The 13434-nt window shown below is 32.9% G+C and carries 11 protein-coding genes; 7 read left to right on the top strand and 4 right to left on the bottom strand.

Annotation, left to right across the window (positions count from 1 at the left end):
• On the top strand, positions 1-370 hold a 370-nt coding region (locus BUE10_RS24290; RefSeq protein ID WP_234984775.1), incomplete at its 5' end, for a hypothetical protein.
• A gap of 418 nt (positions 371-788) precedes the next feature.
• Here BUE10_RS24290 and BUE10_RS19735 read toward each other — a convergent pair.
• Positions 789-1469, bottom strand: coding sequence for a DUF4294 domain-containing protein (locus tag BUE10_RS19735; protein ID WP_073487957.1), 681 nt, complete (start codon positions 1467-1469; stop codon positions 789-791).
• 81 nt (positions 1470-1550) lie between these two features.
• Here BUE10_RS19735 and BUE10_RS19730 point away from each other — a divergent pair, with 81 nt between their 5' ends.
• The 6 genes from BUE10_RS19730 to BUE10_RS19705 all read left to right on the top strand — a co-directional run bounded on the left by BUE10_RS19730 (position 1551) and on the right by BUE10_RS19705 (position 10276).
• Complete coding sequence (locus BUE10_RS19730) at positions 1551-2639, top strand: M42 family metallopeptidase (RefSeq protein ID WP_073487955.1); 1089 nt, start codon at positions 1551-1553, stop codon at positions 2637-2639.
• 63 nt (positions 2640-2702) lie between these two features.
• Positions 2703-3383, top strand: coding sequence for a response regulator transcription factor (locus BUE10_RS19725; RefSeq protein WP_073487952.1), 681 nt, complete (start codon positions 2703-2705; stop codon positions 3381-3383).
• The gene (locus BUE10_RS19720) at positions 3380-4741 is read left to right on the top strand and encodes a HAMP domain-containing sensor histidine kinase (protein WP_073487949.1); all 1362 of its coding nucleotides are present in this window, start codon (positions 3380-3382) and stop codon (positions 4739-4741) included. The genes BUE10_RS19725 and BUE10_RS19720 overlap by 4 nt, the downstream gene beginning before the upstream one ends.
• Before the next feature lie 87 nt (positions 4742-4828).
• Positions 4829-6076, top strand: a complete 1248-nt coding sequence (locus BUE10_RS19715) for a TolC family protein (protein ID WP_083598192.1) — start codon at positions 4829-4831, stop codon at positions 6074-6076.
• A 12-nt stretch (positions 6077-6088) separates the two neighbouring features.
• Entirely contained in the window at positions 6089-7174 is a 1086-nt protein-coding gene (locus BUE10_RS19710) for an efflux RND transporter periplasmic adaptor subunit (protein WP_073487946.1), read from the top strand.
• Positions 7175-7177: 3 nt separating this feature from the next.
• The gene (locus tag BUE10_RS19705; RefSeq protein ID WP_073487943.1) at positions 7178-10276 is read left to right on the top strand and encodes an efflux RND transporter permease subunit; all 3099 of its coding nucleotides are present in this window, start codon (positions 7178-7180) and stop codon (positions 10274-10276) included.
• A 183-nt stretch (positions 10277-10459) separates the two neighbouring features.
• Here BUE10_RS19705 and BUE10_RS19700 read toward each other — a convergent pair whose 3' ends face one another.
• The 3 genes from BUE10_RS19700 to BUE10_RS19690 form a co-directional block, all read right to left on the bottom strand.
• Positions 10460-10846 (bottom strand): ankyrin repeat domain-containing protein, encoded by a 387-nt coding sequence (locus tag BUE10_RS19700; RefSeq protein WP_073487940.1) that lies wholly within the window; start codon positions 10844-10846, stop codon positions 10460-10462.
• 449 nt (positions 10847-11295) lie between these two features.
• Positions 11296-12426, bottom strand: a complete 1131-nt coding sequence (locus BUE10_RS19695) for a glycoside hydrolase family 26 protein (protein ID WP_073487937.1) — start codon at positions 12424-12426, stop codon at positions 11296-11298.
• Positions 12427-12458: 32 nt separating this feature from the next.
• Complete coding sequence (locus tag BUE10_RS19690; protein WP_073487934.1) at positions 12459-13412, bottom strand: phosphoribosylaminoimidazolesuccinocarboxamide synthase; 954 nt, start codon at positions 13410-13412, stop codon at positions 12459-12461.
• Positions 13413-13434: the final 22 nt, after the last annotated feature.

Raw genomic sequence — 13434 nt, 5'->3', positions numbered from 1 at the left:
CTTCCGTGTTTTGCGGGGTGCAAATGTAAAAAGCATTTTCAAATCTCACAAGCTTTTCTCAATCTTTTTTCTGAAAAAATTTTCAGTTTTGATTTTCTTTTCCTGCCAGTGTTTCAGTGAACGTCTTTCGTTGTTGCGGGTGCAAAAGTACACAACAATTCCAGTTACGCAAGCCTTTTTGCAAACTATTTTTAATCTTTTTTATAAGTTGCTGGTTATGCGTTTTTTACAAGGCAAAGTTTTTTTCGTGGTTTTGGCCTTATTGCGGTTTTTAGCCGTTTTGCTCTGCTTTGCCTGGTTCTGCCGCGAAGGTGCTAAGGCGCGAAGTCTGGTTTTTTCTCTGCTTTTTTTAATCTCGAAGAGGTGCTGAGGCGCTAAGTTTCTATTTTTTCTTTGTTTTTTCTTCTGGAAATGTCTTTTCCTTCGCAAATTTTCTTCTGAAAACTCATGCACTAGCCCCGATAGAAGTGGAAATCCTTTTATTTTGGGGTTCAAAATAAAAGATTGAAACGGATAGCGGGATTAAGCTCCTTATTAATCTTCAAACTTAAAAGGCATCGACTTCGCTCAGCCGGACATAATGTTCGTGAATTAGATTTCCTGTATCGATGCACTGCATTTTATACGTGACGTAGACGCACTGCGGTGCGTCTCTACGGAAAATTGGGATTCAATTTATTCTATACTTATATATATGTATAAAAAACAAACCCGACAGGTTTTTAAATCTGTCGGGTTATGAGAATGAAATCTACACTCTTATATATACGTATACTTATATATGTATGTTATTTTTTGTTGAGCTCTTTGGCTTTTGTTTCCCAATGTTCCATGAGGTTATTATAATTTACAGGATTGGCTGGAGTTTGATTTAATAGACGTCCTGATTCGAAGCCGCGAACTAGGATTGTTTCTATTAAATAGTCTTCGTTTACTTCGTAGGGTTTGTATTCGGTTTTTAAACTTATGTCGAATAAATTGGCTGTTGTATTTGAAACGAAGGCTTTAAAACCGCTTTTTAAGTTTTTGATTAACTCATAAGTTGTTTTTCCGGTTTGACGATGCACAAGTTTCACAAGAATCTGTCCTTGTTTTCTGGAAAGCTTTTTAAGTCTGTCTTCGAATTCATTATTAAGGTAGTCTTCTACGATCTTAAAATATTTCTTTTTTTCACGATTGGTTTTCAATCGCGCCATTCCGTTGTTTAGTGCCGTTAATCTATCTGCTGCTAATCTTGCATAAGGATAGACTTTGTAAACTCTGTTTTGCAAAATCTGAAACTGCTTCATTTCTTCGGCACTCATTCTCTCTCCTTTTGAGATAATGATCTCGGGCAGCTGAATGGTATCATTCAGAATAGAATCTTGTTCGGTTAATATATAGCCCATTTCCTGATTTTCTTTTGGAGTAACCTGGGCTTGACTTGAAAATGCAATCAATAGTAAAAACAAAATACTGGTAAATCTCATGGAGTCTTAATTTAAATGTAAAATTATATATTTATATACAACTCTAATACCAAATTTATAAATTAGCGCAAAAATATTTTTATGAGTACGAAATCTAACTTAACTGATACTTCTGTTGCTTTCCTGGAAAGCTATCTAAATAACGCTTCGCCGACTGGATACGAGAGTGAAGGGCAAAAATTGTGGATGAATTATTTGAAACCTTATGTTGATACTTTTATTACTGATACATATGGTACGGCTGTGGGAGTTATTAATCCGGATGCTCCTTTTAAAGTTGTAATTGAAGGGCACGCTGATGAAATTTCATGGTATGTAAATTATATTACGGATGATGGTTTACTATATGTAATAAGAAATGGTGGTTCAGATCACCAGATTGCTCCTTCGAAAAGGGTCAATATTCATACTAAAAAAGGAATTGTTAAAGGTGTTTTTGGATGGCCGGCGATTCATACTCGTTTGCGTGATAAAGAAGAAAATCCGAAATTGAGTAATATTTTTATTGATTTGGGCTGCGAAACTAAAGAGCAGGTTGAAGCAATGGGCGTTCATGTGGGCTGTGTGATTACTTATCCTGATGAATTCATGATTTTGAACGAAAACAAATTTGTTTGCCGCGCAATTGATAACAGAATGGGTGGTTTTATGATTGCTGAAGTGGCTCGTTTATTACATGAAAATAAAAAGACACTTCCTTTTGGTTTATATATTGTAAACTCGGTTCAGGAAGAAATTGGTCTTCGTGGCGCCGAAATGATTGCGCATACGATTAAGCCAAACGTTGCAATTGTGACTGATGTTTGCCACGATACTACTACTCCAATGATTGATAAAAAGGTTGAAGGCGATTTAAAAATGGGAAAAGGTCCTGTTATTGCTTATTCTCCTGCGATTCAAAATAAGCTTCGTGATTTAATTGTAGATACTGCCGAAGAAAATAAAATTCCGTTTCAGCGTCATGCAACTTCGAGAGCAACGGGAACTGATACTGATGCTTTTGCTTATAGTAATGGCGGTGTAGCATCGGCATTAATTTCTCTTCCGTTGCGTTATATGCATACAACAGTAGAAATGGTTCACAGAGAAGATGTAGAAAATGTGATTCAGTTAATTTATGAATCGCTGTTGAAAATAGAAAACAATCAGAGTTTCTCTTATTTCCAATAATATTTTTAAAAACATAAATTCGGCTGTTAGTTTTAGACAGCCGAATTTATTAACAAACAAAGCATGAAAATTTTACTACTCGAAGATGATTTTACTTTATCAAAAGAAATCTCCGCATTCTTTACTACTAAAGAATTCGAGTGTATACCTTATTATGATGGTTCTTTATTATTAAAAAAATATTTTCCTTACGAATATGATTTAATCATTCTCGATATTAATGTTCCCGGTACAAACGGTATTGATGTTTGCAAAGGAATTAGAGAGGTTGATAAAAAGACTCCTATTATAATGCTGACGGCTTTTAGCGAAATTGAAGATAAACTGGCTTCTTTTGATAATGGTGCCGATGATTATTTGGTTAAGCCTTTTCATTTTGATGAATTGTACGCCCGAATTTTATCTTTATTAAGACGAAAAGAAATTCCGCAGCAAACAGAAAAGAAAATCATTATTGAAAATTTAGAAATTCTGGAAGAAGAAATGAAGGTTTTTCGTTCTGGCGAAGAAATTAAACTTACCCCAAAAGAGTTTAAATTGATTTTAATTTTGGCTCAAGCGAAAGGAAAAGTTTTGTCTAAACAATTTATTGCTGATAAACTTTGGGATTATCATATTGAAACGAATCAAAATACGATTGAAGTTTATATTAATTTCCTTCGGAAAAAAATCGATAAAGATCACGAGATAAAACTTATCCGAACCAAAATTGGTTACGGGTATTATTTAAGCAGCGAAGAATGACTTTAAAAAACAGAATATCACTTTTAGTAAGTTTACTATTTACGATCCTTTTTGGGTTGGCTTCTACGGTGATTTTTGTTTTGTATTCTAATTTTAGAAAAGAAGAATTTCGGGATCGTTTGGAAATTAAAGCACTTTCTAATATCAAACTTTTGGTTAATGTAAAAGAGGTCGATGACCAGCTTTTGAAAATGATTGATCAAAATTCGATCAATAAATTGTATGATGAAAAGACTTTGGTCTTCGATTCTCATTTTAAACTTATCTACAGTAGTATTGATGATGCTAAAATAAACTGGTCTGTTGAGGATTTAAAATATCTTAAAAAACATAAAACTTTCTTTAAACAGCAGGGAGATTATGAAGTTTATGGTGTTTTTTACGATACCAAAGATCAGGATTTTTATGCTTTAATTTCGGCTACAGATGATTACGGAAAGAGAAAACTGCTTTTTTTAAGATATACTCTCATTATATCTTATATTCTATTTACTTGTATCTGCTGGGTTTTAACTTCGTTTATGGTTAAAAAGGCCATGAATCCTTTAAGTTTATTCCATCAGAAAATAAAAAACATCAACGAGAATAATCTTGATACTCGTATTGCTTCAAAGAGCAACAAGGATGAAATTGATTTGATTGCCAATGAATTTAATTTCATGATGGACCGCATTGAGGTTTCTTATCAAAAACAAAAAGAATTTACGGCTCACGCTTCGCACGAACTTAGAACGCCGCTTTCGAGAATTACGGCACAAATAGAAAATACAGTTGCTGATCCTGCAACATCTGCAAAAGGAAAAACTTTCTTAACTACTATTTTATCAGATGTAAATCACTTAACGGAATTGATTAGTTCTTTATTGATATTATCTAAAATTGATAACAATAAAAATAATGAGGACAATGAAGTTCATAGAATGGATGAAATTCTATTCTCAGCAATTGAAAATTTAAAGAAAAGTTTTCCTGAATTTATTATTTTATTCGAAATTGAAGAAAGTGACAATTTAGATACTGCATTAGAAGTTAAGGGCAATAAAAACCTTTTGGAGATTGCTTTAATTAATGTTTTAAAAAATGCCTGCGTTTATTCAGATAATAAACAGGCTTTGGTAAAAATAAGCACCCAGGAAAATCATTTGGTTATTTCTGTCCTAAATACTGGAAAAACTTTAAGCGAAGCCGAACAAAAAAATCTTTTTCAGCCTTTTATGCGCGGAAAAAATTCTAAAGGAACATCTGGTTTTGGTCTTGGTTTACGTATTGTAAACCGTATTTTAACGCTGCACAAATCTTTTATAACTTACAGTATACCAAACAGTAAAGAAAATTTATTCCAATTATTCTTTCATTAATATTTTATTTTAAGCTAATTTTAAGGTAGATTTTAAGCACTCTTAAAGTCTGGCGATAGCATATTTGTACAAAATAAAATAGATACAATGAGAAAACTATATGCATTATTACTACTTGTACTCCTTAATCAGGTAGTTATGGCTCAAAAAACAATCACACTTCAAGATTGTGAGAGTCAGTTTCTTAAAAATAATCTTTTTTTGCTTGCATCTCATTATAATATCGATGCTGCAAAAGCCATGACCATTCAGTCCCGAATATGGGACAATCCAACAATTACTGCAGAATTAAATGCTTACAACCCCGAAAGAAACAAATATTTTGACATTGGTAAAGAAGGACAAAAGGTATTTGGTATTGAGCAGTTAATTTATTTAGGAGGTAAAAAACGCAATGAAGTTAAACTGGCACAGACTAATGAACAATTAGCTGAACTTCAGTTTAATGATTTACTTCGAACATTAAAACTGCAGTTACGCCAAAGTTTTTATACGGTTTATTACAATACAAAAAGTCTTGAAATAACAGACAAACAGCTTGTTCATATTGAAGACTTAATTAACTCCTACTCTATTCAGGCCCAAAAAGGAAATATTCCTTTGCGAGATGTTGTGCGTTTACAATCTCTGTATCTGAATTTTAAAAATGAAAGAATGGAAGTTGTGAATAGCAGTATAGAAGAACAGGCAAATTTAAAATTGTTGTTGAATTCAACTGAAACGATAATTCCCGATGTTTCTAAAGATGATTTTAATAAATATCTAAAAATTATTCCATTTGATTTAAAGTCTTTTGAAGATGATGCTATTGCCAATCGTCCTGATTATTTAGCCAAACAAAAAGAGATTGAAGCCAATGAACTGAATGTAAAATGGCAAAAATCACTTTCGATTCCTGATATTACTTTGGGTGCAAATTATGATCAGCGAAGCGGTGCTTTTAATAGAGAAGCAAATGTTTCTGTTGGAATTCCGCTGCCACTTTGGAACAAAAACAAAGGAAATATTAAAAATGCTCAGGTTGTCCTGGAACAATCTAAAGTAGAAAAACAAAATTTTGGACTTCAACTGGAAACTGAAATTACATCGGCATGGAATAAATGGGATGAATCCCGTAAAAACTATGCGGTTATTAAACCAACGGTAAACTCCGATTTTGAAGCTGTTTATAATGGAATCTTAACCAATTTTCAAAAACGAAATATCAGCTTATTAGAATTTACTGATTTTATGGAAAGTTATAATCAGGCTAATATTCAGTTAAATGAATTGAAGAAAAAACTGGCTCTATCAGGCGAAGAATTGAATACTACCATTAACAAGGATTTATTTTAAAATTAAATAATAATGAAACATACACTAATTATAGGAATTGCAATTGTAAGCTTATCGCTTACGAGCTGTAAAAAGGAAGTAGAAAATCCTCAAACGAATACTTCTTTCGCCTTGAGCGATAGTATGCTAAAAACTACAAGCACTGCAACTGCAGAAAAACAAACTGTAAAAAATGAATTAAGTTTTTACGGAAAAATTACAGCCGACAATAATAAATTAATTGATGTTTACCCGCTTGTGGGCGGAAACGTGATTAAAGTAAATGTGGAACTTGGAGATTATGTAAAAAAAGGACAAGTTCTAGCAACGATAAAAAGTACTGACATTGCTGATTTTGAAAAGCAGTCTATCGATGCTAAAAGTGATTTACTGGTTGCAAAAAATAACCTGAAAGTTGCAACGGAATTATTTGACGGAAAATTAAATTCTGAAAGTGATGTATTACAGGCAAAAGCTGAAGTAAATAAAGCGCAGTCTCAATTGAGTAAAATTCAGGAAACCTATAAAATCTATAATATTAAAGCGGGTTCTATTTATGAAGTAACAGCACCTATCAGCGGATTTATTATTCAAAAAAGTATCAATCAGGATATGCTTTTACGTTCTGATCGTTCTGAAAATATTTTTGACATTGCTGAAATCAGTGAAGTTTGGGCGATGGCCAATATTAATGAAATTGACATTAATAAAATTAAGCTGGGTATTGATGCAAGCGTAACAACCTTAAGTTATCCTGATAAAGTTTTTAAAGGGAAAGTGGATAAAATTTTCAATGTAATTGATCCTGAAACCAAAGCAATGCAGGCCCGTATTAAACTTCAAAACCCTGGTTTTTTATTAAAACCTGATATGAACGCGAATATCAAATTATCATATAACGAAAATGAATCAATGATTGCGATTCCAAGTAATGCAATTGTTTTTGATAAAAGTAAAAATTTCGTCATGATATTTAAAGATCGCCATAATATCGAAACAAGACAAGTTGAAGTTTACCGAGTTGTTGGCGATACAACTTACATTTCAAGCGGTTTAAAGGAAAATGAAAAAGTCATTACCAATAATCAATTATTTATTTATCGCGCTTTAAACGATTAAGACATGAACAAATTCATACGAAATATAATTGCTTTTTCACTTAAGAATAAAGCATTTACCTTTTTTTGGGTTGGAATATTGGCTGTTGCCGGATTCATTTCCTTCAAAAATATGCCAATTGATGCTTTTCCTGATGTAACAAATACTCAAATTATCATCATTACACAATGGAATGGTAAAAGTGCCGAAGAAGTAGAACGTTTTGTTACTACTCCTATCGAAATCTCGATGAACTCGGTTCAGAAAAAAACAAGCGTTAGAAGTATTACGATGTTTGGTTTATCTGTTATCAAAATTATTTTTGATGATGGTGTCGATGATACTTTTGCACGTTTTCAGGTAAACAATTTACTTAAAAATGTGACGCTTCCAGATGATGTTGAACCAGACGTTCAGCCGCCTTACGGGCCAACTGGTGAAATTTTCAGATATATTGTAAAAAGTGACAGCCGCGACAGTCGTGAGTTGTTAACTTACCAAAATTGGGTTATTGACAAACAATTACGTGCAGTTCCCGGAGTTGCTGATTTGAACGTTTTTGGAGGACAAACAAAAACTTATGAAGTTGGTGTTGATCCTGTAAAATTGGCTAAATACAATATTACGCCGCTTCAGGTTTATAATGCTGTAAATTCAGGAAACTTAAATGTTGGTGGTGATATTATTGAAAAAAACGGACAGGCTTTTGTAGTTCGTGGTGTTGGGCTTTTAAAATCAATATCAGATATTGAAAACATTATTGTAGATGATGCTCACGGAAATCCAATTTTAGTAAAAAATGTAGCTTCTGTTTATGAAAGTTCAATGCCAAGAGTTGGTCAAACCGGAATTGGTAAAAATGATGATGCCGTTGAAGGGATTGTTGTAATGCGTAAAGGAGAAAATGCGCAAGAAACTTTAGCCTTGATTAAAGATAAAATAAAGGATTTGAATGATAATGTTCTTCCGAAGGATATTAAAATTGAAACTTTTTATGATCGTGATAATTTAATGAATTTCACTACCGAAACGGTAATGCACAATTTATTTGAAGGTATTATTCTGGTTACATGCGTTGTGTTTCTTTTCATGGCCGACTGGAGAACTACTTTTACAGTATCGATCGTAATTCCGCTTTCATTATTATTTGCCTTTTTATGTTTAAAAATGATGGGAATGAGCGCCAACTTGCTGAGTTTAGGTGCTGTCGATTTCGGAATTATCATTGATGGTGCGGTTGTAATGGTCGAAGGATTATTTGTTGTACTCGATCATCGAGCGCATCAATTAGGAATGACAGCTTATAATAAAATTGTAAAAGGAAGCATTATTAAGAAAACGGGAACAGAAATGGGTAAAGCCATCTTTTTCTCTAAATTGATTATTATTACAGCTTTACTGCCAATTTTCTCATTCCAAAAAGTAGAAGGAAAAATGTTCTCTCCTCTAGCCTACACATTAGGATTTGCCTTAATGGGAGCATTACTTTTTACCTTGACTTTGGTTCCTGTTTTATCTCATATTTTATTGAATAAAAACGTAAAAGAAAAAAATAATCCATTTGTAAACTTTTGGGACAGGAATGTTGCAAAAGGTTTTGCCTGGACATTTAAACATAAAGTAAAAACTTTAGTTATTTCATTAAGTGTGATTGCTGCAACTTTTTTCTCTGCTACGTTTTTAGGAACAGAATTTTTACCTCAGTTAAATGAAGGAGCTTTATGGGTAACCGCTGAATTACCAATGAGTACTTCATTGCCTGAAAGTGTGAAAACCGCGGCAATGATTCGAAAAGATCTGGAAAGTTTTCCTGAAGTAAAAAATGTGCTTTCGCAAACTGGACGAAGTAATGACGGAACGGATCCAAACGGATTTGGATTTATTCAACTACAGGTTGATTTGAAGCCAAAATCAGAATGGACACGAAAAATCACAATGGATGGTTTAATTAATGAAATGGATGATAAACTAAAAGTTCATCAGGGAATTACTTATAATTATTCTCAGCCTGTAATTGATAACGTTGCCGAATCTGTAGCTGGTTTTAAAGCTTCAAATGCGGTTAAGATTTATGGCGATGATTTAGATAAATTAGATGAATTATCGAATCAGGTTTTAGAAAAAATCAAAAATATTCCTGGTATTAAAGATGTCGGAATTCTTAGAAATGTTGGTCAGCCTGAAATCAGCGTAATTCTTGATCGAGAAAAAATGGCTGCTTATGGCGTAACCTTAAGCGATGCACAGGCGGTTTTAGAATTGGCTTTTGGTGGAAAAACTGCAACTCAGAAATATGAAGATGAAAAGAAATTTGATGTTCGTGTTCGTTTTTCTAAAGAATACCGTAAAGATGAAGAAGATTTGGCCGAATTAAAAGTTCCAACAATCAGCGGTGCAAAAATTCCGTTGAAAGAAATCTGTGATATTAAAACGATAACTGGTCCGGCTTTTATTTACAGAGATAATACAAAGCGTTTTATTGGTGTAAAATTCTCAGTTCGTGACCGAGATTTAGGAAGTACCATTGCCGAAGCACAATCTAAAGTGGCAGAAGTAAAAATGCCGCCGGGATATACAACAGGCTGGACTGGAGAATTTGAAAATCAGGTTCGCGCCAGTGCGCGTCTGGCTCAGGTTGTGCCAATCAGTTTAATTGGAATATTTGTGTTGTTATTTATTTTGTTTGGAAATTTCAAAGATTCGCTGTTAGTTTTAGCCAATGTTCCGTTTGCCGTAATTGGAGGAATTATAGCTTTACACTTAACTGGAATGAATTTCGGAATTTCGGCAGGAGTTGGATTTATTGCTTTACTGGGAATTTGTATTCAGAATGGTGTAATCCTAATATCGGAATTTCATCATAATCTCAAGGCAAAATTCTCACTTGAAGAATCCATTTTTATGGGAGTAAAAGCCAGAACGAGAGCGGTAGTTATGACTGCGCTTATGGCTTCGATAGGTTTAATGCCTGCAGCAATTTCAACCGGAATTGGTTCTGAGTCGCAAAAACCTCTTGCAATTGTTATTATTGGAGGTCTGGTAACAGCAACAATCCTGACGTTATTAGTATTCCCTATTTTATTCTGGATTTTCAACAAGAAAAAACATGCTCCTATAGAATAGCAGCATTTGCAATAAAATTAATTTTTGGTTAGATTAATTTGGTTTAGAAAGAAAAAGTATCATTAAAATTAATGATGCTTTTTTGCTTATATAAATTATGTAACGAAACAATAATGCATAAAAAAACGGCCTTCTGCTCAAAGAAGGCCGTTTGTGTACTAACTCAAACTTTTTAAACTATTATTATTTTGCGTCTTTTAAAAGTGCAATAGCTTCTGTTGCATTTGATAATTGTGCATATTTTAATGCAGTATATCCTTTTTCATTTTTGTCTGATGGACGAGCACCAGCTGCTAATAAAACTTTAATGATTTCAACTTTATTGTAACGAGCTGCAGTCATTAATGGAGACATATCATCAGCTCTTTCGTTTACATTAACACCGTATTCAATGAATTTTTTTACTGTTTCGATATCTCCTTTGCTTACAGCAACTACTAGAGGTGTTCCGTCGTCGTATACAGCTGATACTGCAACTTGATTTTTAACAACTGATGTGTTATTTGAAGCTGTTGCTACATTTACAAATGTTACTAAAGCTAATCCTAAATAAATAACTGAATTTTTCATAATGATTGGGTTTGTTAAATTGATTGATAATGAATTGATTTAAATTCTTGACAAATGTAATCTAATTTTAGTAACTTGTATTACCAAGTACTTTGTTTTAACTAATTCTTAACGTTTTATTAATGAATTCGAAATATTGTCTTTCTAAAATTGAAATTCTATATAAAAGACGCTGCAAATGTAGAAATGTTACACGAATTCAAATATTTTTTCAATTTAGATAGTAGATTTTTTAAGAAAAATTAAAAGCAATACTCTACCTTTTTAACTATACAATATTATTATGCATAAAAAAGGCAGAAATTTTTCATTAAAACAAAATTTTTAAGCAAGATTTTGTGGATTTCTCACTAAAATAAAAAACTTTCATTGCAGGTATATAAAATAAGAAAAATCCTAAAATACAACGAAATAGTTTTTAGTCATTAATCAAAAAAAGAGGGAATTATTTAAAATTTCCTCTTATAAATGTTCTTCAAATCGTTTTCAAATAAAGTGTAGGGATCATTATAAAATTTAATAAAGTCCTGTTCACTTATCTGCCCCGGAAATGGAGCATAATAATGTGTTGGACTTTTGGCATCATTTCGCCAAACTAAAACATAACAGAGTGCAATTTTTTCTTTTTGCAGAGATTTCAACAGCGTTTCTGTCCACCATGTGGCGTTTGGGATTGATTCTAAACCTGTTTCTGTAAAAGCCGCCAGTTTATTCTTTTTGATAGCAATATCAGATATTATTTTAAGTCTTTTAATACCAGCATCTAAATCATATTTTCCATCACGTCCAAAATCGCCATAATCGTCCATTCCAAATAAATCTACATAATCATCTCCGGGATAACGTTCTAAATACTCTGATTCAGAATTAAATCTGGTGTCTGGAGAAAAAGCGTAAATAAAATTATGGACTTTTAAAGTATCTCTTAAATACGAAACAGTAAACTGCCAGACTTCTATAAAATCTTCACGGGAAGTATATTTTTTTCCCCACCAAAACCAATCACCGTCAAATTCATGAAAAGGCCTGAAAATCATTGGAACCAATTTTCCGTCTTTTGCTTTTACAGAATGAGCAAAATCGGCAATCGTTTTTAAAATTTCCTTGTATTCTTCGTGATGTGAGCCTCCTTTTTTGATTAATGACATTGCTGCTACAGAAACTGAATCTTTCCAGTAAAATCCGTCTTTGGAAACCGGATTATTAAAATGCCAGGAAACAGTTGTGATTCCGCCGCGTTCGTAAGTATCAATAACATTCTTTCTTAAAACCGCTTTTGTCTTTTCAATTTCTTCTTTTGAATGCCCTGAAAAACCGCTGAAATCAATTCCAATAACCGCAGGATGTGAACCCGTAACTAATTTAACATCCGATTTATTGGGGTCATTACTCCATCCGTGGCCATATTCTAAGGCGTGTTGATGACCAAACAGAATATGTTCTTTTGAAATGGCTTTTAAATTATGATATAAAATCCTGGTTTCTTTTGTTGCATTTTTATCAATCTGCGCAAAAAGAAAATGCCCTGTTATCATTAATACAGATAACAAGGCATTTGTTTTATTTGAAATAAAGTTCATGGTTTAAATAGTTAGTTTAAACCCGAAAATTACTATTTAGAAGCTAAGTATTGTAATACGTTTTTATCAATACGTTGGTCAATATTATCAATATCTGCTTTTACGAATTTTTCTCCTAAAATGTTCTCGTACAACTCGATATATCTTTCAGAAACAGATTCGATGTAAGCGTCTGTCATATCTGGAATCTGCTGTCCTTCTTGTCCTTGAAAACCATTTTCAATTAACCAGCGGCGAACAAACTCTTTAGATAATTGTTTTTGCTCCTCTCCTTTTTCTTGTCTTTCTGCATATCCTTCAGCATAAAAATAACGAGAAGAATCCGGAGTGTGGATTTCATCAATTAAAACAATAACGCCGTCTTTTGTTTTTCCGAATTCATATTTGGTATCAACTAAAATTAATCCGCGAGAAGCAGCAATTTCAGTTCCTCTTTGAAATAAGGCACGAGTATATTTTTCTAAAACTAAATAATCTTCTTCTGAAACAATTCCTTTTGCTAAAATATCTTCACGAGAAATATCTTCATCATGAGAACCATTATCTGCTTTTGTAGTTGGCGTAATAATTGGTTCCGGGAATTTATCATTTTCTTTTAAACCATCTGCCATAGTTACACCACAGATTTGTTTTCTTCCTGCTGCATATTCACGTGCAGCGTGTCCTGAAAGATAACCGCGAATAACCATTTCTACTTTAAAAGGCTCACATAAATGTCCAACAGCAACATTTGGATCTGGAGTTGCAATTAACCAATTCGGAACAATATCCTGTGTTAATTCCATGAATTTTGTCGCAATCTGGTTCAAAATTTGTCCTTTGTACGGAATTCCTTTTGGTAAAACCACGTCAAATGCCGAAAGTCTGTCAGTTGCTACCATTACTAAAAGATCGTCATTGATGTTGTAAACTTCTCTAACTTTACCGCGGTAAACTGATTTCTGATTCGGGAAATTAAAATTTGTGGTTGTAATTGTATTGCTCATTATCTTGTTGTGTTGTTTTTTA

It is taken from the genome of Flavobacterium sp. CF108, assembly GCF_900129795.1.
Lineage (GTDB): Bacteria > Bacteroidota > Bacteroidia > Flavobacteriales > Flavobacteriaceae > Flavobacterium.
Note: the sequence above shows the minus strand (reverse complement) of the source record. Positions and strands in the feature narration are given on the sequence as shown.

Coding starts and splice junctions, on each gene's coding strand:
- BUE10_RS19735 (WP_073487957.1), bottom strand. CDS start 1,469: ATGAGATTTACCAGTATTTTGTTTTTACTATTGATTGCATTTTCAAGT.
- BUE10_RS19730 (WP_073487955.1), top strand. CDS start 1,551: ATGAGTACGAAATCTAACTTAACTGATACTTCTGTTGCTTTCCTGGAA.
- BUE10_RS19725 (WP_073487952.1), top strand. CDS start 2,703: ATGAAAATTTTACTACTCGAAGATGATTTTACTTTATCAAAAGAAATC.
- BUE10_RS19720 (WP_073487949.1), top strand. CDS start 3,380: ATGACTTTAAAAAACAGAATATCACTTTTAGTAAGTTTACTATTTACG.
- BUE10_RS19715 (WP_083598192.1), top strand. CDS start 4,829: ATGAGAAAACTATATGCATTATTACTACTTGTACTCCTTAATCAGGTA.
- BUE10_RS19710 (WP_073487946.1), top strand. CDS start 6,089: ATGAAACATACACTAATTATAGGAATTGCAATTGTAAGCTTATCGCTT.
- BUE10_RS19705 (WP_073487943.1), top strand. CDS start 7,178: ATGAACAAATTCATACGAAATATAATTGCTTTTTCACTTAAGAATAAA.
- BUE10_RS19700 (WP_073487940.1), bottom strand. CDS start 10,846: ATGAAAAATTCAGTTATTTATTTAGGATTAGCTTTAGTAACATTTGTA.
- BUE10_RS19695 (WP_073487937.1), bottom strand. CDS start 12,426: ATGAACTTTATTTCAAATAAAACAAATGCCTTGTTATCTGTATTAATG.
- BUE10_RS19690 (WP_073487934.1), bottom strand. CDS start 13,412: ATGAGCAATACAATTACAACCACAAATTTTAATTTCCCGAATCAGAAA.